Below are 20242 nucleotides of genomic sequence, written 5' to 3' on the forward strand. Positions count from 1 at the left end.
CTCAAAATTATTTTTAACAGATCAGTCTTACAAAAGACTGGTTTTTTATTTTATATGCGAACTAATCCAAGGCACGACCTTACCAATAACTTCATTAAGTTTAGTAAAATCACCAGTTTCAACATTGTAAGTATGGTTCGCATTTTCAACAGTAAACGAATCTACGTTATCCATGTGACAGTTTTTAATAAAATTCAGACTGATATTTGGATCCAAAGTAGGATCGCTGGTACATACTTCAACTAAAATTGGATTTTTAAAATTTTTAATGTTGTCATTCAAAGTTGTTTTCAATTCATCAAAGAACCTGCGGTATACCAGTTCAACACCACCGCTACTGGTATGAACAATGCAGTAACCTAAATTATCCATTTGAAATTTATCATATGCCATTTCAAGAGGCTCAGAAGTATTGATAGCGCCATTTAGAGAAACTATAATTTTTGCTGGTAACGTAGAACAAGTAAATACTAAGCGACCACCAAGGCTATGACCTAAAAGTCCAACGTTATTTTCTTCAACATATGGTAAAGACTGCAAATATTTAAAACTCGCTTTAACCTCATCCGTCATCACTTTCATGCCATAATTTTCTCTTGAATAAAGGTTCTCTCCCATACTGCACAAGTCAATTCTCGCTGCAACGATCCCGGCCTCTACAATTTTTTTGCTAATTCTTGCTAACATATGATTATCATTATTCCTGGAAGACATGAAACCATGGATCATCAATACAGCAGGAAATTTTTCTCCTTCACTTGGAATATCAACTTGTATTGGCACCTCATGGTCGATGCAATTCAAAAACCTTAACTCTTCACGCACTTCAATTATCTCCTTAAATATATCTTTTTAATTTAATAATATAAAATATATTATACTGCTATTTTTCCAGGTAAATATCAAAATAATATATGGCTTTACGACTACACATAAAAAAAGTCTACAAACTTTTGAAAAAAATTTCAATGTTGTAGACCCTCTATAATGATTAATACTTAAATTTTATCTGATCTCCAAGGATCAATACCTTCATATAATTTAGCTTTTCCAATTGAATTAAACAAATCATTTTTATGGTGTATAACCTTTTTCCCTGCTTCAATTGCTTCTGGCAACAAATGATTTGGATCCCAGCCATCATTTTCGGATAAGATTTCACGAGTCTTTTCGAAGAAAGCATGTTTATAATCCGATGAAATATTAACTTTGCTAATTCCATTCTTCACTGCTTCAGCAATCTGCTCATCTGGATTTGAAGAACCACCATGCAAGACTAGAGGTGTATCAGGAACTGCCTGAACTATCTTTTGTAAAATATCAATTCTGATTTTAGGAGTAACATCAGCAGGGTAAATGCCGTGACTAGTTCCAATACCAACAGCCAAAGTATCTACACCAGTTTCCTCTACAAATCTTTGTGCTTCTTCAGGTGTGGTATAAATGCCTTCTTTTTTGTGTCCCTCAACATGAACTCCAGTCTGACCAATAGTACCAACTTCACCTTCAACAGAAACACCAACTCTGTGAGCCATTGTTACTGTTTCTTTAGTTAGAGCAACATTTGTATCCCAATCTTCAGCCGACATATCAATCATTACTGAACTAAAGCCATCATGAATTGCTCTAGCTGCACTATCCACAGAATCACCATGGTCAAGATGGAGTGCTACTGGAATTTTACTGTCACGAATACGAGTTAAAACATAGCTAATAAAATCATCTTTGCAATATCTTAATTCTGTTGGGTGGATCATAATAATCGCAGGTGCATAATCAGATTCACATTGTTCAATTGAAGTTCTCATTAATTCCAAGTTTGAAACATTATATGCTCCTACTGCAAAATTGTTTTTTCTTGCTACCTCAAGCAGCTGATTCATATTTACTAAGGTCATTTTTTCTCCTCGTCTACTAATTACATTACATTAAATTAAATTAACTTTTTTAAATTAAATTCTGCATCACTTCCTCTAAATTTTTTATTGTAAATTCACACCTGAAAGGTCAACATCTTTTTCATCATCTTGATTCTCGTCTTGTATTTCATTTACCTCTTTATCAGTCAATGGCTTTTTAATAATTGCCAATAATATACCTGTTACTAATGAACCTGCCAATAAAGCAATTACGGCAATCATAGGCTTAGACATTGCCGGAATAACAAAGATTCCGCCAGAAGGAACTGAACTTTCATTTCCCCAGCCATAACTTATCATTCCTGCAATTCCACAACCAATCCAAGTACAAGGCAAAGTCCGTAATAAGTCGTTCATTGCGATTGGAATAACGCCCTCAGTAATCATGCAACATCCCATCGGAAAAGCTACTTCAATATTTTCAATTTCTCTTTTGGTATAAATATTTTTATGAAATAGTTTGGCTAAAAAGTAAGACATAGTAATACCAAATGGTGGCACCATAGCAGCTAAGACTTTAATTCCTTCAGGCCCTTTAATCCCATCAAGTAATAAGCCATCACAAATTAAGTTTGGAATTTTGCTTATAGCTCCACCAAAATCAGCACAACCAATCCAGCCAATTAAGAAACCGTATAAGGCTCTTTGTGACCGATCTAAGCCAGTAATGAAGTGATTAAGAGCGGTCGTAGCAGCTGTTAATGGTTGACCTAATAGGAAAAACATAATCAGAGCTGTAAAAATTGCAGTAACAGTTGGTACTATTAACATAGGCATAAGTCCGTTAGCCCACCGAGGTACTTTAATTTTTCTAATACCTAGTGCAATATAACCAGCTATAAATCCTCCAATGATTCCTCCAAGAAAACCTGCTCCCAAAAAAGAGGCTATCTGTCCTGCAAGAAATCCAGGCGCAATACCCGGTCTATCAGCAATTGAATAACCAATATAACCGGCGATGAACGATGGTAATAATCCCATTCCCAGCACACCTAAAGTGGTCATGCTATTAGGAAAGTTCATTTGTGCAAGGCTTGTTACCTGCTTACCGCCCATCAAATTACCTATGGCTATCAATAACCCAGAAGCCACAACTAATGGCAACATGTATGAAATGGAAGTTAACAGATGCTTTTTGACGGCTGATCCAGCTTTTTTAGCACCTGTGACAAATGTATTCATTTAAATCACTCCTTTTGACTCTTTCTTTCTTTCACTTCTTCTTCAATTTTTTTCAGCAATTGTTTGGGAGCCTTTACTACCAGAGAAGTACCTACTTTTACTGTCGGAATATTTTTAAAGCGCTCGTCGCCAGTAGTTGCAATATCAACAGCCAGCAATGCTACATCTGCCTCAGCAATTTGCTCAGGAGTTAATGCATTTTCAGTACCGATTGTTCCTTGGGTTTCAACGTGAATTTCATCTCCCAATTCTTTGGCTGCCTTTTCCAACTTTGCCTTTGCTAGATAAGTATGGGCAATACCAGATGTGCAAGCACAAACACAAACTATTTTCATAATTAATCATCTCCCTTTGTTTCCACACAAAAGATCAATAACATTTTTCTTATTTTTGGCGGCATGTAGCTTATCAATGAAATCATCATCAGACAGTAAAATTGCCACTCTTTGTAAAAGCTTTAGGTGCAACGTATCCGCATCTTGATCCCTGACTGCAAATAAAATTACGGCTGTAACTGGTTTATCATCTAAAGTTTCCCAAGGTATAGGATGATCACTTAGACCAATCGCTATCATAGTATTTTTGACGGCTTTTGATTTGCCGTGTGGAATTGCTACCCCTTGACCAATTCCAGTTTCCCCTTCTTCTTCACGTAGAAATACGTCATCAATGAAGTCCTGGGTATTTGTAATATCGTCATCCTCTTTCAAAAGAGTACTGAGCTCTTTAATTACATCTTTTTTAGTTTTTCCATTTAAATGAAGGTCAATCAAGTTTAAATTAATGACTTTCGCAATATTAATTTCTTTATCAGCCAAATTTTTTGACCTCCTATCTTTTTAAAATCTGAACAATTTCAGTTGCACTTTCAGCTTTGTTTATTTTTGCAATGACACTGTCGTTAGCCAACTTGTCTATGATCTGAATTATTTTTTTAAAGCTTTTATTGGTTTTTTTTATTATTTTAGGAACTACTAAACAGATAAGCGTATTAACCTTGGAATCATCAAGACAATCCCAATCAGCTATCAAAGTTTTTGATTTTAGAATCAATAACCAAGGCGTAAAATCGGATTCTAAAATTATGTGAGGAATGGCAATTCCCTTTACCAAAGCCGTGTTAGCGATTTTTTCTCTCGTTGACAAACTTTTTAAAACTGTTTTTTTGCTCACATCCATTTTTGAAGCGACTATATCAGCTATAATTTGAAAAGCCGTTTTTTGATCTGTTACATAAAAATCACAACTATCAAGCAAAATTTCGTTCATTAATGATGTTCCTTACTACATTTCTGACTTTCTGTTCATCCTTTTTCGTAAAAAAGGCACTCACTAATTCGACAGGGATCTTTCCGTGATAATTAATCGGAACTGTACTAATTAGCAATTCAATTTCAGGCTTATTTTTGATAATATTTTCAATATTGTAATTAGAAGCTAACCCAACAATTTCAATTTCAGGGATTGAGTTTTTTATCTTGGTAGAAATAATTCCAGAGGTTCCAATACCTGTTGTGCAAATCACATAGGCCTTAATCTTCTCATTCGATTTATTATTTTCTTCATAATATTTAGCAAAGTACAAACAGATAAAGCCAGTTTCATCATCCGGGATTACCGGTAAATTAAATTTTTGACTTGCTAATGTTGCAGCTTTTTTAGTAGCGGTAAAAACTTGCGGATATTCTAGTTTGATATCTTTTAAAAGGGCATTTGGTAAGGATATCTTCATTTTCAACCTGCTGATCATGGCCAAAACATGATTTTTAATTTCATCTTTTATAGAAGGTGAAAAGCTGCAATGCAAATAAGCGGAAACTTTGGAAATAAAAAAGTCGGTTACCTGATCTGCCAAATCGCGATCATCAAGAACAATGCCATCAAATGAATTAAAACGAGAAGTTAACAGATACTTAAACAAGTAATAAACTTCGGAATCTAATTCTTCTCCTTTAAAGCCCAGATACTTTTTCATGTTTGATACAATACTTTTGCAAATGCTAAAAATTTCTGGATTCATTTTAATTTCTGTTTGCAAACTGGTATCTAAAGAAATTGACTTATCCATTGCCTTAAATTTTTTTGCCCTAATCAAAAGAACGTAAATATGAGCAAAAAAATTTATATTATACGGATAAGGTAAAGACCCATTTAAAACTCGCAGTGCCATTTCGACCTGGCTTAAAGCAAAATTAAAATCCTTTTGATCTAATTGAGAAGTATTTTTCCGCAAAGTTTCAATGTCAGTAGACTTATTAATGTGAAGTACTACCTCCATCAAAGCACTTCTAATGTCTTTCTCATTGCCAGTAATCTTTACTGATCTTTGTTTGCTTTCAAGTTTTAAATTCCACTTACATATTCTTTTACTGATTTGCTTTTCATCATTTCTCAAGACAGGTTCGCTGATATACAAGCTGTTAACTAAGTCATAAATTTTAACATCGTTGGGGGATGCAAAAAGCAACTTTGCCAGCATGTTCTCCTGTCTGAGCTGTGTTGATGAATCATTATGGACATTGCTATTTGCCACATTTAGATAATTTGAATAATTTAGCTCATAGCCCCGCCCCCTTTGGGAAACAATTATTGGTTGAGAATATTTTTTGTTGATACTATTGATATGGCGAGCAATTGTTTTTTTTGAAACATTTAAACCATTTGATAGTTCTTCAGAAGTAATGAACTTATTGTGAAGCTTGAGATAATCAATAATTTCTTGACTAATTTCTTTATGCACTGGTCATACCTCCTGATATTTTTATTTTGCTACTTATGTAAACGCTTAAATAATTAAAAAGTGTCCGTTATTTGTTTCTACAACGGACATTTATATTAATTGTAAGTAAAAATAAGCTTATCAAGAAGTTACTTTATTAGTTAAAAATTGACTTAATTTAAATTTTTTAAACAAAAAAGCCTTCTAAACTGATAAATCAGCTTAGAAGGTAAGTTAGGTTTTTGATTGTTTTTATTATCAAATTAAATCAATAAATTAACTTTATATTCTGATAACTTATTCGAAAAATTTAAACTCAAGTTCACTTTAAAAGATTTGAAACACTCTTTTTTATCTTTTTCCTCCAAATACTGGAAAATGACTCGAAGAGCCATAATCAAAATTATGAATATTTTCCAAAGTTTTCATGTCTATATCACTTATTTCAAAGTTCAATTCTGCATTTTGCTTCATATGCTCTGGATTAACAGACTTTGGCAAAACCACTGTATTGAGCTGCCAATCATATCGAATACATAGCTGTGCAACTGAAACTTGATATTTTTCTGCCATAGTCTTAATAGTATTGTTCGTCAGAGCCTCACCGTGAGCAACTGGCGAAAATGACTCCACAACAATGTCATGTTCTTGACAAAAATCAATCAACTTTTTTGGTGTTGCTCCAATATGACACAAAATTTGATTTACCATTGGTTTAACATCACTGTTGTCAATTAAATTCTGCAAATCTTCCGGCTGAAAACTGGAAACGCCAATTGCGCGTAATTTTCCTTCTTTCATAGCATCTGTTAATGCTCGCCAAGTCTCTATATTTCCTTCAAAATGGCGATCATCTGACTGGTTAACTTCCTCCCAAGGTTGAGGATTGTGAATAATCATCATATCTAAATAGTCAAGATCCATACGAGTAAGGGTTTCATCAATTGACTTTTTAGCTTGTTGATAATTTTTGATTTCAGCCTCTACTTTAGAATTAATAAAGATTTGGTCACGACTAATACCTGAATCTTTGATACCCTGGCCAACTCCTTTTTCGTTATGATATGCCTGAGCAGTATCAATATGCCTGTAACCCATTTTTAAGGCAGTTTGCACGGGCGAAGCTACCTCGTTATCTGGGATTTTCCAAGTTCCTAATGCTAGTTTAGGGATTTTTACCCCATTATTAAGTGTAAATGTTTCTTCAAAAATCATGTTTATCCCTCCATACTTCTTTTCTTGAGTATAACGCTTAAATTGAACTTTAAGTCAATTTATTTCATTTAGATTTTTATGAACTTTTTGTTTACAATTAAATATATATATATAAAAGAAGGTAAAAATATGAAATATGTTTATCTAATGCGTCACGGACAAACTTTGTTTAATGTCCAACATAAGATTCAGGGATTTTGTGATTCACCTTTAACTTCTTTAGGAATCAAACAAGCAAAAGCAACGAAAAAAGAATATTTTGAGCATGAGAAAGTCAATTTAGAAGAGGCACATTGTTCAACTTCTGAAAGGGCAATAGATACTTTAAAAATAGTGACCGATCTACCTTTTAAAACACACAAAGATTTACGCGAGTGGAATTTCGGTACATACGAAGGAGAAGGTGAACACTTAAATCCGCCACTACCTTATAACGACTTTTTTGTTCAATTTGGTGGTGAATCCCAAAAACAGGTAGTCGCAAGGATCAATAAAGCGATTATCAGTATTGCAGAATCATCTCCTTATCAACATATTCTGATTGTATCGCACGCCGGTGCTATAGCAAATTTTTACAGAAAGTGGGAAAAATATAATAAATTTAAGCGTAAGGATCATATTCAAAATTGCGCAGTTTTAAAGTACGAATATGACGATGGCATTTTTCGTTTGCAGTCGATTTTTAACCCCAGCTGTTAAAGCAAAGAGAGATCAATCATTCAGATTGATCTCTCTTATATTATAATTATTAAATTATTCCAAGTTCAATGAACTCTTGTCAAAACCTGCTGACTTAATCTTATCATCAATTGATGGAGTACCAAGCCAAGTGATCATTTCTTTCATTGAAGCTGTAATTGCTTCTGTACCCGGAAGAAGAAGCTTACGAGGATCGTAACCCTTGTTGTCTTTATCTTCATCCTTATGTGCTTCAAAGTACTTACGAGTAGCAGCTTGGAAAGCTAATTGGAATTCAGTGTTAATGTTAACTTTAGAAATTCCGAGAGAAATAGCCTTCTTAACTTGGTCTTCAGGAATACCTGAACCACCATGTAATACCAATGGAACAGAAACTGCATCAGCAATTTCCTTCAAACGATCAAAGTTTAAACCTTTCCAGCCTTCTGGATAAACACCATGGATATTGCCAATACCACAAGCAAGTTTGTCAACACCTGCAGCTACGAAAGTTTTTGCGTCTTCAACAGATGCTAATTCTCCACCATCGGCACCTTGGTTTTCACCAATTTTACCAATTTCAGCTTCAACTGAAATACCGCGTTCATGAGCTAACTTAACGATTTCCTTGGTTTTAGCTAAGTTTTCTTCAGTTGGTAAAGCATGACCATCAAACATAACGGATGAGTAGCCAAGAGCAATACATTCTTTAGCAGCTTCAAAACTACCATGGTCTAAGTTCAATACAACTGGAACTGAAATGTCCATTGCATCCATTTCGTCTTCAACTAAGTCTTTAGCAACTTTATAGCCACCCATGTACTTAGCTGCACCCATTGACACCTGAATTAAAACTGGGGTTCTTGTTTCCTCAGCTGCTTGCAAAATTGCACGTGTCCATTCCAAGTTGTTAGTGTTATAAGCACCTACTGCATAATGGTTTTTACGAGCATCTTTAAAGATTTGATTACCATTATCTAAATATGCCATTAAATATACCTCCTATTAAACTTACAGTCATATTGTATCGTATTAATTAATCGTTGAACAATCTTTTATTTTATGTAAACGTTATTATTTAAAACTTTTACATTTCTTTAGGAGCATTCACACCTAATAGACGCAAAGATTCAGTTAAAACAATTGAAGTTGCCTGGACTAATGCCAATCGAGCACTAATTTGATCATCATCTACTAAAACTTTAACATTTGCATAATACTTGTTAAATTTCTTAGCTAAATCAAGAGCAAACTTAGCAATAACTGACGGCTCAAACTTATCACTGCTGCGAGCAATGATACGCGGAAAATCAGCAAGGGACTTAGCAACACCAAAAGACCAGTCATCATCGATTTTTATATCTGTTAATTGCGGTTCGTGACCTTGAGCAGCTGCCTTGCGCAAAACACTTTGTGCACGAGCATTTGTATACTGCACATATGGACCTGTGTCACCTTCAAAACGAACAACTTCATCAAGGTCAAAGTCAAAGTTTTCGGTTCTTTCATTCTTTAAATCATGAAAAATAACTGCACCAACTCCAACATCATGAGCTACTTGATCTTTATTGGTCAAATCAGGATTTTTCTGCTCAATTTGTTTTTGAGCTAGTTTAACGGCATCTTGTAAAACTTGATCAAGAAAAACTACATTGCCTTTTCTAGTAGATAACTTTTTACCATTTTGTGTAATCAATCCAAAAGGAACATGGTAAATTTCATCAGCCCAATCATAACCCATTTTTTTCAAAACAGATTTTAATTCTACAAAATGCTGAGCCTGTTCGTTGCCGACCACATAAAGCATTTTAACAAAATGATAAGTTTTCATACGATAAATCGCAGCTGCCAGATCACGTGTCAAGTAGATGCTAGTACCATCTGATTTAACAATCAAAGCTGGATTTTCATCTTCACCCATGTCAACCACTTGTGCACCACGAGATTCATGCAAAAGTCCTTTTTCTTTCAGTTCATCAATCACAGGTTGCATTTTATCGTTAAAGAAAGCCTCACCTTTATACGAATCAAAAGTGATACCCAATTCTTTGTAAATACGGTTGAAATCAGCCAAGGAAACATCCCGGAACCACTGCCATAATTTAACTGCTTCTGGATCACCCTCTTCTAATTTCTTAAACCACGCGCGACCTTCATCTTCAAGCTCAGGGTGCTTTTCAGCTTCTTTATGGAACTTGACGTAATATTTAAATAAATTCATGATCGGGTCTTTTTTAACGTCTTCTTCCACACCCCAGTGCTTGTAGGCCGCTATTAATTTACCAAATTGTGTACCGTAATCACCTAAATAGTTGATTTTAATTGGTGTGTAACCAACTTTTTGCAGGGTCTTGGCAATTGAATTGCCAATTACTGTTGACCTTAAGTGCCCCATCGACATTGGTTTTGCAATGTTGGGGCTAGACATATCAATAGGAACATTCCCCTCTCCCAATTTTTGGTCACCATAATGTTCTTTTTGTTGCAAGATTTCTGTGAGAGTTTGTGAAATCAACTTGCTGTGATTGATAGAAAAATTAACGTAGGGTCCAACAGCTTTAATTGAAGCAAAGTCGCTGCTTTTTAGTTTGTCTGCAATATTTTGCGCAATAACTACAGGATTTTGATGCAGCACTTTTGCCAATGCAAAGGCTGGAAAAGCATAGTCACCCATTTTTTCATTTTTTGGTCTTTCAATTAATGAATTGATTTGATCTTTGGAAAGGTCAACCTGACTAGCGATTAAGTCAACTACCTTATCTTTAAAATCCATTTTTCCTCCTAAATGCCAAAAAAGTCTCTTCCTCATTATTTGAAGAAGAGACGAGTTATAACCCGCGGTACCACTCTATTTGATACAAAGTATCCGCTTATTAAATTTGCTAAATTATTAGTTAGACACGCCTTCAGTCATTTTTCCAGCTTGACTTTCACCAACTCAAACTCGCTTTTCTAGAAAAATGCCTACTACTCCTAACCACTTTCATCAAAAGATTATAACAGGAAATGAAAGCTTAGCCAAATTTTTTAGTTATTTTTGATAATTACTTTGGTACCTACTGGAATATTTTCAGCCAACCAGCGTGAATCAGGTACGCTTAATCTGATACAGCCATGAGAGGCAGGCTTGACACCTAACTTTTCAGCCTCTTTAATATTGTATTTGCCATTGCCTTTCGTAGGAACAGAATGAAAAAGATAAACATTTTCTTTGTCCCAACTAGTCCAGTTATTAGCACCTTCATTTAATTCAGGATTATAAAAAGAGTCTCCACGACCATTTTTAATTTTATAATTTCCTGTTGGTGTCAATGACTTACCTTTTTTAAATAAACCAGCACTTGCCAGCATGGTGTACACTCGTTTATTACCCCGCAAGATGTAAACTCGATTACCCTTTAGGGAAACTCTAATTGTTAAGTCATTTTCGAGATGCTTAATTTTAGGATAAGGCTTTATCTCACTTGGCTTTTTCCAATTAAAGGGAGAACGTAAATCTTTTGGATCCTGATACGGTCGATAAGATGCCGCGGTTTTAATAACAGCTGTTTTCTTTGCCTCCTTAGTTGTGTTTTTAGTTTCTGGCTGAGATGGCATTGAAATTCGTGCCAGACTAATAGCACATATTAATAGAACACAAAAAGCAGTAAGAACTTTTAAAAGACTTTTCCTCATGTTATAACCTTTCTCCCAACCAAATTTTCAACGTAAAATATCTAATTAGCATATTGATTCATTAGCTGCGGCAACATCGCGCTTATTTCGGTCGGTCGCACTACATAATTATTTTCAGCAATTTTATCGCCTGCCAAAGAGTGAATAAAAACTGCGGCCAGAACAGAATCCAAACTATTGCCAAATTGAGCTGTAAAGCCACCTATTATACCAGCTAAGGTATCTCCCATTCCACCTGTAGCCATGCCAGGATTGCCTAATGGATTTACAAAAATCTGATCGGCTTTGGTATAAATGTGAGTGTGATTTGATTTTAAAACCAAAATAGCATTTTGGGTAGGAAAAATCTTTTTCAAAGCATTTGAATTCGCACTGTCAGTCTGATATGAAATTCTAATTTGACTCAATCTTTGCCATTCCATTTGATGTGGTGTTATGACCACTAAACCGGGGTGAGTTGGAATTAGCTTTGGATCCTGACCAATCATGTCCAAAGCACTCGCATCCAAAATCAATATTTGATTTTGAGAAACATTTTGACATATCTTTGACATTAATTGCCGAGTAAAAGTGCTGGATCCTAAACCTGGTCCACAAACAATAACATCCATTTTTTTCATTAAATTTACCAAATTCCGATCACGCCAGTCAATAAACATGACCTCAGGATTACGTGCATGCAGTGCATCAAGATTCATCGCATGGGTGGCCACAGAAATGAGTCCCGCACCACTATTAAGTGCAGCCTCAGCGGCCATGATAATTGCACCACCATAGTTTTCACTGCCACCTATTAATAAAATCCGACCGTAATTGCCCTTATGAGAGTCACTTGGTCTTTTTTTTATTACTTTGGTCAAAATATCTTCTGTAATTACTGCCATATTAGCCTCCAAATAGCCAGCGCCAAAACCTTACAAAAATGTTTACTCTATTAGTTGATTCTAAAGCATGGGCGGGCAACAAAAGTCCATTAGGACTTTGCAGTGAAATAATTTTGTTTTTGCCAATCTTAAAGTAATAAGCGTTGATTTTTTGCCCTTTTTCTACTGGAGCTTCAACAGTTTTGGATGTTAAACCCACCTGAAATTTAGAGCCATTTCGTGGTATCCAGATCAGTGCTTTATTTTTGATACCAATATTTATCTGCCTGGCTTGTCCATTGTGAACTGCCATATTAGTGTGACCAATAATTACTTCATTACGCTGAAAAACTAATGGCTCGTATTTTTGATAAACATAATTGAGCAGTTTAGCTGTTTGAATAAAACGGGCCGGATCAGTGTTAGTAACATGTTTCGCTCCCATTATCACAGTAATTATTCGCCCTCCACGATGAGGTGCAGTGGCAATGAAACAAGCACCTGCAGCGTCAGTAGTTCCTGTTTTCAAACCATCGATTTTTAGATTTTTATGATATTGCGGCATCCCTTTTAACATCCAGTTAAAATTGCTCATTGGCGTTGCCATATTTTGGTCAATAAAGTCCATTTTAGCAATTTTAGTAGTCTTAAGTACTTCAGGATAATCCTGTATTAATTTCTGGCCTACAATAGCCATATCCTTGGCAGACAACATGTTCTCATCATTTTTACCTGCCCCAGGATAAGCATCATTACCAACGCTTTTGTTGGGCAATCCACAGGTTGTATAAATACGAGCATCTTTAATGCCCCATTTTTGCAACTGCTGTCTCATTTGCTTAACGAACGCAACCTGAGAACCACTAATTGCTTCTGCTAACATCATTGCGGCTCCGTTAGCGGATTCAATTAAAGTTGCTTGATACAATTGTCTAATCGTATACGCGTGCTTCATACGCAAGGGAACGTTTGAATACTCTCTGTTACTGGCAACGGCAAAGATTTGCCGAGTAGGCGTAACCTTAGTGTTCCAATTGATTTTTTCCTGATCAATTGCCTTCAGGGTTAAATATGCGGTTACCAGTTTTGTCATTGAAGCTATGGGCAATGGCTGATTAATATTTTTGCCATACAATAATTGTCCAGTCTTACTATCAATTGCTATTGCTGCTTTAGCATCGATAGCTACTTTATCTTGATCAAAATTATCAGGCAATTTTGAAGCAGCATTCACGTCAACTGGAAGTGCCAGTAATAAAAAGCTGATAAAAAATAGAATGATGGTTTTTGCTTTCTTTTTCAAGTATGATTCTCCCTTCCCTGATATTTTTTGGATTATTTTACGTTTTATGCTTACATTTTACCAAATTTTTGGTATGATTATTACTGTGCTAAAAATAATAAGCCCCGATGGCGGAATTGGCAGACGCGCAGCGTTCAGGTCGCTGTTTAGGTAACTAAGTGAAAGTTCGAATCTTTTTCGGGGCATCATATTAAGATAGTAAGAGCTAGTCCATTAAGGATCTAGCTCTTTTGTTTTTATTATTTTTCCCCGTTTCTAGCGTATTATTTAGAACTTGCTAATTGACAGTCACAATAGTTACTCGAAGCAACAATAATTTAACTAAAAATAAGCAAAAGATAAGTGCTTATATTAGTATAAAAATTGCTATACCTGTAAATAGCATCAATGGTATTTCGCAGAGTTTATGCTAGGCACTTTAATATTTCGCAAGTGATTTTTCAAAAACTGAAACTTAGCTACTTTTATTTTTAAAAATATGTTTTCAATTGTACTTAAATGATTTTTTTGTATTAAAATTATAGTAAAAGGAGGTATTGTCATGCAAAAACGTTTAACAAAATCTGAGGATAAGATTGTTTCCGGTGTCTTTGGCGGAGTCGCAGAATACTTTGGCTGGGATAAAGCGTGGACCAGGATTGGAGGCGGAGCTTTAATATTGTTTTCATTCTTTACAGGATTGCTTTTATATATTATTGCTGCAATTGTTATGCCTGAAAAGGATCACGGTAATGACACTCCTGACGGTGAATTTCATAAGTACTAAATTCTCAAAAAATAAATTTATTTGTCTTACTCAAAAATTCAAGTTTAATTCAAGTTCGATTATGTGAAAAATTAGACCTGAATTTATTTTTGTGCAATTTGACCTTTTTCGAATTAAATAATATGATTTATACAATAATTTACTTAAAGAAAGGTTAATATATTATGAGCTTAGACGTTAATATACTACCATCGGATTACATTGACTTATCTATTGGGGATTTTCGTTCTGGAATAAACAAAAGAATAATTGACAAGCTGGTAAAAAGAGTCGCAAAAGAAGGCAACGGATACACTCCGGGTATGGGTCTGCCAAAACTCAGAAAAGAAATTTTGACATATTACAAAGAAAAATATGGCATAAAAGATATTGATGTAGATAACATCCAAATCACAGTGTCATGCTTACATGGTGCATTTTTATCCTTAAAGTCAATCATCAAATCTCAAAGTGATGAAATTATAGTTATTGCTCCCTTCTTCCCTTCATACTTAAATTTAATTGCAGGAGTGGGAGCAAAGCCAGTGATAGTCAAATCAGAGGCTCCCGATTTTGCACTACCAAAAGACCAAATCAAAAACGCAGTAAACCAAAACACTAAGGCTATTATCATTAACTATCCTAATAATCCCACAGGCGCAAGTTTATCAGAATCAGACCGTAACTTCTTGAATAAACTATGTGAGGAAAACAACATTTTTCTAGTTGATGATCATGTTTATAGCGACTATCCGAGCACCTACAAATATCAACCAGTCTCAACTGACATTTCTCATCAAATATTAGTCAGCAGTTTTTCCAAGACTTTTGCTATCCCAGGAATACGTCTAGGCTATGTGATTGCTCCTGCCGATATTATTAAGCAAGACGGTTATTATAATGAGGGGATCACTTTTAGTGCCCCAACTATTAGTCAATTCATTGGTGAAATAATTTTAGAAGAACCAGACCATTATACCCATCATATTGAAGAAATTGGACAAAGAGGTAAAAAACTAACTAATTTGCTTTCTACAAGTAAGTATTTTGCTTCCTCAAAGTATCTAGGAGGCCTATATATGTTTATTAAAATTCCTGATGAAATCAAAGATGTTGATTTGTACTATAAACTCTTAGAAGACCACTTTCATGTAATTGTTGCCAAGGGTAGTGATTTGGAGTATTCCGATAGATACTTTAGAATTTCCTTATCTACCGAAAAAAATGCTTTATTTGAAGGTATGCATAAGATTATTGACTGTGTAGACTATACTTTGAATTATAAATAATTGCATTCTTAAAAAGATTAAGTCAATAAATTAAATATTATATTTCAGTTTAAATTTATAAACTCTTTGCTTATAGCGTTTTAGTTCAATTAGCGAAGAGTTTTTTATTTAACTTTTAAAAGCTAAAAGCTATTATAAGTTCATTAATAAAATTGTTCCAAATATATTTAGCCCAAAGAAAAAACTTGATACCGTTTTTACTACGGTACCAAGTTTTAAATTACCTTTTCACTTATGCATGAATATGCAATTTTTCTAATATAGGAATAATTTTATCCCCAAGAATTTTTTGTGCCAAATCAGACTTAATCGCAGCAAATCCGTAAAATAAGCACCCGATAATAATGGATATAACTACTATAATTAACGACTGCAAACTACTTGCAGGATTCAAGAACAATTCAAGTCCTTTTTCTACTGCCAAAACAATTAAAAACATGGTTACAGAAAATGCGGTAATTCCAATAAAACGTCTTCTTGTTCTATCCTGGTTGAAATTATAGCCAACTTTAAGGTGTTTTAAGGCCATAAAGATAATAACGAGCATCCCTAAGTTAGTGGCAATCAGTGGACCAAAAATCTTAAACAAATAGATCATTGGATACTGCATTAAAATTTTAATAATTAGTCCTAATACTAAATATTTAATTGCAAGACCATTTTCTGACAGACCTTGTAAAATCGCCATCAATACAGTGAATAAACCTAAACTAATTGCTGTAAATGATGAAAGATATAAAACATTTGAGCCTAGCTTGTCATACCCATAGAAAATTGTATAAACCGGTGTAGAAATTGCTGCCATACCAAAAGAGGCTGGAATCATGACAAATAGAAATAAATCTAAAGTGTTGCCTATTTGATTTGAAATCCCGTGAAAGTCATGCTTTGTGTGTGCTGCGGACAACAAAGGAATTGTTGTCACGGCCATTGCACTGGCAAGAGACACGATAATCATAATCAGCTTATTAGCATTTAGAGCAAATAACGCATACCAAGTTTCAATTGTATTATTGGATGCATTGATCAAACTGGCAATCATTGGATGAAAAGAATACTGATCTACCAGATAAAAAAGCTGTATTCCTGCATCAATAATAATAAACGGTACTGCCTGAGCAATAATTTCTGCAAAAAGAGCAGATGTTGAAACTTGTATTTCATTATTAGAATTTTCAACTAATTCATTAAGCTTGTTACGCCTCGAAAGCAAAAACCAGGCTAGAACGGCAATTCCAAAAATTGCTCCGATTGCTGCAGCTAAATTTGATTGCACAACAGCGTCAACAAAGTTGCCATGTTGCACCTGCATAATTATATAAGCGGTTAACAACATCCAAATAACTCGTGCTAATTGCTCTACAAATTGAGACATGGCTGATGGCATCATATCCTCATATCCCTGAAAATATCCCCTCATAATGCTTAAAACAGGGATTATCAAGACGGCGTATGACAGACTACGCATGACTTTTACCTGTCTGGGATCAATCTGCGAACCATTAGAAGCCAAAAAAGGCGAAGCAAAGTACATTATTGCAGCTGAAATGATACCTAAAATTACCATCAAAATCAGACCACGATGAAAAAGCTTACGTCCTACACCATACTCATTAAGCGCATTATATTTTGCCACCTGTTTCGCAACGGCGCCAGGAATACCTGCTGTAGATATTAAAATAAAAATACTATAGATATTATAACTTCTAGCAGTTAATGCATTGGCAATGTTGCCATAAGGTGACATCCAATAAAACCATGGAATAATATAGAGTGCTCCTAAAATACGTGACGTAATAGAGCCAAAAGTCATCCATGCACTGCCCTTAATGAAGGTATTTTGTGTATTTTTTTCAGATAAATTATTTTCTCTCATTAATATTCCCTAAATCTAGTTTACTAACTATATTATTGTGAATGAAAAAAGGCAATTAACAACAAATATACTTTGCACTTTAGGAAAAATTAACTTTATTTAGCTACAATATTGACAATTTTATTCGGTACAACAATGACCTTTTTTACATCTTTGCCTTGCAAAAACTTCTGTACATGTGGTAGAGCCAGTGCCTGCTTCTGAACTTCATCTTTATCCAAACCAACAGCTGCTGTAAAATTCCCACGCAGTTTACCATTAACTTGTACCATAATCTCAACCGTTGACTCAATTAATTTAGCCGGGTCATAGGTTGGCCATTTTGCAAACGTCACAGATTCATCATGACCAAATATTTGCCAAATTTCTTCCATCATATGAGGAGCAATTGGTGCTAAAAGTGTAATAAAGCCTTCCGCATATTTTCTTGGAATAGTTTTAGCTTTTTGTGCTGCGTTAATAAAGACCATTAATTGAGAAATTGCGGTGTTGAAATGTAAATTATCGAAGTCCTCGGTAACTTTCTTAACAGTTTCGTTATATATTTTATCTAAGGTGTGATCATTTTCAGACACAATATTTTCTTGAGGAATAGCTTTAAGGTCCAAATCGTTAACAAATAAACGCCAAACTCTGTCCAAGAACTTCTTGGTAGAAGCAGGGCCATTATCATCCCAATCAATTGAAGCATCCAGTGGACCCATGAACATTTCATACATTCTCAGACTGTCTGCACCATATTCATCGATCACGTCATCTGGGTTAACAACATTGCCTTTTGACTTAGACATTTTATCATGATCTTTAAGAATTAATCCTTGATTGAATAATTTTTGGAACGGCTCTTCATTTGGAATAACTCCCAGATCATATAAAACCATGTTCCAAAATCTTGCATAGAGCAGGTGTCGTACAGCATGTTCTGCACCACCGATATAGAGGTCAACCGGCATCCACTTCTTGAGCAATTCGTAATCAGCTAATTTATTATCATTGTGAGGATCAACAAAACGTAAGAAGTACCATGATGAACCAGCCCAATTAGGCATAGTATTAGTTTCTCTTTTACCTTTACGACCATTTTTATCAACCACGTTGACCCAGTCTTTAAGATTAACTAATGGACTTTCAGGTGTTCCTGACGGCTTGATGTCAGTAGCATGAGGTAAAACGAGTGGTAATTCATCTTCTGGAACCAGCGTTGTTTCTCCATCTTCCCAGTGAATTACTGGAATTGGCTCACCCCAATAGCGCTGACGACTAAATTCCCAATCACGTAACTTATAATTAACCTTTTTCTCTCCAGCATGGTGTTCAGTGAGCCAGGCAACAATTTTCTCTTTAGCTTCTGCATTGTTGAGTCCGTTTAGGAACTCAGAATCCATGTGTGGACCATCACCGGTATAGGCTTCCTGTGCAATATCTCCACCTTTGATGACGGCCTTAATAGGCAAATTGAATTTCCGGGCGAACTCATAATCACGTGTATCGTGTGCAGGAACTGCCATGACCGCACCAGTACCATAACTGCCAAGTACGTAGTCAGCAATCCAGATAGGAATTTCTTCATTATTTACAGGATTAATTGCATAAGCACCTGTAAAGACACCTGTCTTGGTTTTATTTAGATCTGTTCTTTCAAGGTCGGACTTAGATTCAATTTGTTTAATATAGGCATTAACTTCATCTTTATGACCATCAGTCATAATTTTTTGAACTAATTCGTTTTCTGGAGCTAACACAGCGTAAGTTGCACCGAATAAGGTGTCCGGACGTGTACTAAAGACATCAAAAGTCTCATTAGAATTTTTAACCTTAAAAGTAATTTGTGCACCTACAGAACGACCAATCCAGTTGCGCTGCATTTCTTTAATGTTTTCCGGCCAATCAAGATTGTCTAAACCAGCCAGCAAACGGTCAGCATATTTGGTAATTCTAAGCATCCATTGCTTCATATTACGGCGATAGATTGGGTAACCACCACGTTCAGTCTTACCATCAACAATATCTTCGTTGGCAACAACTGTACCTAAATCTGGTGACCAGTTAACAGGGGCTTCAGCCTCATAGGCTAGACCGTTTTTATACATTTGCTCAAATGTCCATTGGGTCCACTTGTAATATTTTGGATCACAAGTTGCAAGTTCCCTGTTCCAATCATAGGAAAAGCCCAAAGTATTCAGCTGTCTTTTAAAATTGGCAATATTTTCAGTAGTAACAACGGCCGGATCTTGTCCAGTTTGGAGAGCATACTGTTCAGTCGGAAGACCAAAAGCATCCCAGCCCATTGGGTGAAGGACATTATAGCCTTGACTACGTTTCATTCGTGCGACAATATCAGTTGCTGTGTATCCTTCCGGGTGCCCTACATGCAGTCCCTTACCAGATGGAAAAGGGAACATATCTAAAACATAATAATTTTTCTTTTTCGGGTCATTACCGGTTTTAAATGTTTGATTTTTTTCCCAGTAATCCTGCCATTTCTTTTCTATAACTTTGTGATTATACATATTTTTACCTCATAAAAAAAGTCCTATGAAATATTTTTTCATAGGACGAATAATCGCGGTACCACCTAAGTTCCGCGCCAAAAGCGCGACCCTCATGCCCCTTAACGCGGAAAGCAAACGTTAGATTTTTTCCAGGCTCAGTTCACAATCTGCTTTTCAAGTCTTGCACCTTCCGACTCTTCTCTATAGAAAAACAAAACTGCTACTAGTTCCTGATCTTTATTTTTTTACCAATAATGATTATAATTTACCACAAATGCAAAAAAAA

Annotated in this window: 18 protein-coding genes and 1 tRNA gene; 4 read left to right on the forward strand and 15 right to left on the reverse strand. The window is 35.2% G+C overall.

What is annotated here, in order from left to right; translation table 11 throughout:
- Positions 1–45: 45 nt before the first annotated feature.
- The 8 genes from H3T43_RS02100 to H3T43_RS02135 all read right to left on the reverse strand — a co-directional run bounded on the left by H3T43_RS02100 (position 46) and on the right by H3T43_RS02135 (position 7035).
- On the reverse strand, positions 46–825 hold the full coding sequence (locus tag H3T43_RS02100) for a dienelactone hydrolase family protein (protein WP_198212188.1): 780 nt from the start codon (positions 823–825) through the stop codon (positions 46–48).
- A gap of 173 nt (positions 826–998) precedes the next feature.
- A complete protein-coding gene (locus tag H3T43_RS02105; protein ID WP_034980075.1) occupies positions 999–1898 on the reverse strand; it encodes a ketose-bisphosphate aldolase in 900 nt (299 codons plus the stop codon).
- 84 nt (positions 1899–1982) lie between these two features.
- Positions 1983–3026: a PTS fructose transporter subunit IIC gene (locus H3T43_RS02110; RefSeq protein WP_232350241.1), complete on the reverse strand. Its 1044-nt coding sequence runs from the start codon at positions 3024–3026 to the stop codon at positions 1983–1985.
- An 80-nt stretch (positions 3027–3106) separates the two neighbouring features.
- Positions 3107–3436, reverse strand: coding sequence for a PTS fructose transporter subunit IIB (locus tag H3T43_RS02115; protein ID WP_198212192.1), 330 nt, complete (start codon positions 3434–3436; stop codon positions 3107–3109).
- Between the two features lie 6 nt (positions 3437–3442).
- Positions 3443–3919 (reverse strand): PTS sugar transporter subunit IIA, encoded by a 477-nt coding sequence (locus tag H3T43_RS02120; RefSeq protein WP_034980067.1) that lies wholly within the window; start codon positions 3917–3919, stop codon positions 3443–3445.
- Between the two features lie 13 nt (positions 3920–3932).
- Positions 3933–4370, reverse strand: a complete 438-nt coding sequence (locus H3T43_RS02125) for a PTS sugar transporter subunit IIA (protein ID WP_198212194.1) — start codon at positions 4368–4370, stop codon at positions 3933–3935.
- Complete coding sequence (locus H3T43_RS02130; protein WP_198212196.1) at positions 4351–5841, reverse strand: PRD domain-containing protein; 1491 nt, start codon at positions 5839–5841, stop codon at positions 4351–4353. Before H3T43_RS02130 ends, H3T43_RS02125 begins: the two co-directional genes overlap by 20 nt.
- A gap of 330 nt (positions 5842–6171) precedes the next feature.
- A complete protein-coding gene (locus H3T43_RS02135; RefSeq protein ID WP_198212198.1) occupies positions 6172–7035 on the reverse strand; it encodes an aldo/keto reductase in 864 nt (287 codons plus the stop codon).
- 129 nt (positions 7036–7164) lie between these two features.
- Between H3T43_RS02135 and H3T43_RS02140 the strand changes: the two genes are divergently transcribed.
- Positions 7165–7734, forward strand: a complete 570-nt coding sequence (locus H3T43_RS02140) for a histidine phosphatase family protein (RefSeq protein WP_198212200.1) — start codon at positions 7165–7167, stop codon at positions 7732–7734.
- A gap of 54 nt (positions 7735–7788) precedes the next feature.
- On the opposite strand, the gene fba is transcribed toward H3T43_RS02140, so the two are convergent.
- The 5 genes from fba to H3T43_RS02165 form a co-directional block, all read right to left on the reverse strand.
- A complete protein-coding gene (gene fba, locus H3T43_RS02145) occupies positions 7789–8703 on the reverse strand; it encodes a class II fructose-1,6-bisphosphate aldolase (protein WP_174795418.1) in 915 nt (304 codons plus the stop codon).
- Between the two features lie 97 nt (positions 8704–8800).
- Positions 8801–10486: an arginine--tRNA ligase gene (argS, locus tag H3T43_RS02150; protein ID WP_198212202.1), complete on the reverse strand. Its 1686-nt coding sequence runs from the start codon at positions 10484–10486 to the stop codon at positions 8801–8803.
- 254 nt (positions 10487–10740) lie between these two features.
- Positions 10741–11388, reverse strand: coding sequence for a L,D-transpeptidase (locus H3T43_RS02155; RefSeq protein ID WP_198212204.1), 648 nt, complete (start codon positions 11386–11388; stop codon positions 10741–10743).
- Between the two features lie 41 nt (positions 11389–11429).
- Positions 11430–12272: an NAD(P)H-hydrate dehydratase gene (locus H3T43_RS02160; RefSeq protein ID WP_198212206.1), complete on the reverse strand. Its 843-nt coding sequence runs from the start codon at positions 12270–12272 to the stop codon at positions 11430–11432.
- Between the two features lies 1 nt (position 12273).
- Complete coding sequence (locus H3T43_RS02165; protein WP_198212208.1) at positions 12274–13554, reverse strand: serine hydrolase; 1281 nt, start codon at positions 13552–13554, stop codon at positions 12274–12276.
- Positions 13555–13655: 101 nt separating this feature from the next.
- Here H3T43_RS02165 and H3T43_RS02170 point away from each other — a divergent pair.
- The 3 genes from H3T43_RS02170 (at position 13656) to H3T43_RS02180 (ending at position 15588) form a co-directional block, all read left to right on the forward strand.
- Positions 13656–13739, forward strand: a tRNA-Leu gene (locus tag H3T43_RS02170).
- 356 nt (positions 13740–14095) lie between these two features.
- Positions 14096–14320, forward strand: coding sequence for a PspC domain-containing protein (locus H3T43_RS02175; protein ID WP_045928355.1), 225 nt, complete (start codon positions 14096–14098; stop codon positions 14318–14320).
- A 164-nt stretch (positions 14321–14484) separates the two neighbouring features.
- Positions 14485–15588 carry a pyridoxal phosphate-dependent aminotransferase gene (locus H3T43_RS02180; protein ID WP_198212209.1) on the forward strand — a complete coding sequence of 368 codons (1104 nt, stop codon included), beginning with the start codon at positions 14485–14487 and terminating at the stop codon, positions 15586–15588.
- A 232-nt stretch (positions 15589–15820) separates the two neighbouring features.
- Here the strand turns inward: H3T43_RS02180 and H3T43_RS02185 are convergent, their stop codons facing one another.
- Together H3T43_RS02185 and leuS are read right to left on the reverse strand one after the other, a co-directional pair.
- Positions 15821–17464 carry a polysaccharide biosynthesis protein gene (locus H3T43_RS02185; RefSeq protein WP_198212210.1) on the reverse strand — a complete coding sequence of 548 codons (1644 nt, stop codon included), beginning with the start codon at positions 17462–17464 and terminating at the stop codon, positions 15821–15823.
- Between the two features lie 95 nt (positions 17465–17559).
- A complete protein-coding gene (gene leuS / locus H3T43_RS02190; protein ID WP_198212211.1) occupies positions 17560–19974 on the reverse strand; it encodes a leucine--tRNA ligase in 2415 nt (804 codons plus the stop codon).
- Positions 19975–20242: the final 268 nt, after the last annotated feature.

The sequence above is a fragment of the Lactobacillus sp. M0396 genome (genome assembly GCF_016101625.1).
Taxonomy (GTDB): domain Bacteria; phylum Bacillota; class Bacilli; order Lactobacillales; family Lactobacillaceae; genus Lactobacillus; species Lactobacillus huangpiensis.

Coding starts and splice junctions, on each gene's coding strand:
- H3T43_RS02125 (WP_198212194.1), bottom strand. CDS start 4,370: ATGAACGAAATTTTGCTTGATAGTTGTGATTTTTATGTAACAGATCAA.
- leuS (WP_198212211.1), bottom strand. CDS start 19,974: ATGTATAATCACAAAGTTATAGAAAAGAAATGGCAGGATTACTGGGAA.
- argS (WP_198212202.1), bottom strand. CDS start 10,486: ATGGATTTTAAAGATAAGGTAGTTGACTTAATCGCTAGTCAGGTTGAC.
- H3T43_RS02140 (WP_198212200.1), top strand. CDS start 7,165: ATGAAATATGTTTATCTAATGCGTCACGGACAAACTTTGTTTAATGTC.
- H3T43_RS02180 (WP_198212209.1), top strand. CDS start 14,485: ATGAGCTTAGACGTTAATATACTACCATCGGATTACATTGACTTATCT.
- H3T43_RS02185 (WP_198212210.1), bottom strand. CDS start 17,464: ATGAGAGAAAATAATTTATCTGAAAAAAATACACAAAATACCTTCATT.
- H3T43_RS02160 (WP_198212206.1), bottom strand. CDS start 12,272: ATGGCAGTAATTACAGAAGATATTTTGACCAAAGTAATAAAAAAAAGA.
- H3T43_RS02155 (WP_198212204.1), bottom strand. CDS start 11,388: ATGAGGAAAAGTCTTTTAAAAGTTCTTACTGCTTTTTGTGTTCTATTA.
- H3T43_RS02105 (WP_034980075.1), bottom strand. CDS start 1,898: ATGACCTTAGTAAATATGAATCAGCTGCTTGAGGTAGCAAGAAAAAAC.
- H3T43_RS02135 (WP_198212198.1), bottom strand. CDS start 7,035: ATGATTTTTGAAGAAACATTTACACTTAATAATGGGGTAAAAATCCCT.
- fba (WP_174795418.1), bottom strand. CDS start 8,703: ATGGCATATTTAGATAATGGTAATCAAATCTTTAAAGATGCTCGTAAA.
- H3T43_RS02110 (WP_232350241.1), bottom strand. CDS start 3,026: ATGTTGCCATTAGTTGTGGCTTCTGGGTTATTGATAGCCATAGGTAAT.
- H3T43_RS02175 (WP_045928355.1), top strand. CDS start 14,096: ATGCAAAAACGTTTAACAAAATCTGAGGATAAGATTGTTTCCGGTGTC.
- H3T43_RS02115 (WP_198212192.1), bottom strand. CDS start 3,436: ATGAAAATAGTTTGTGTTTGTGCTTGCACATCTGGTATTGCCCATACT.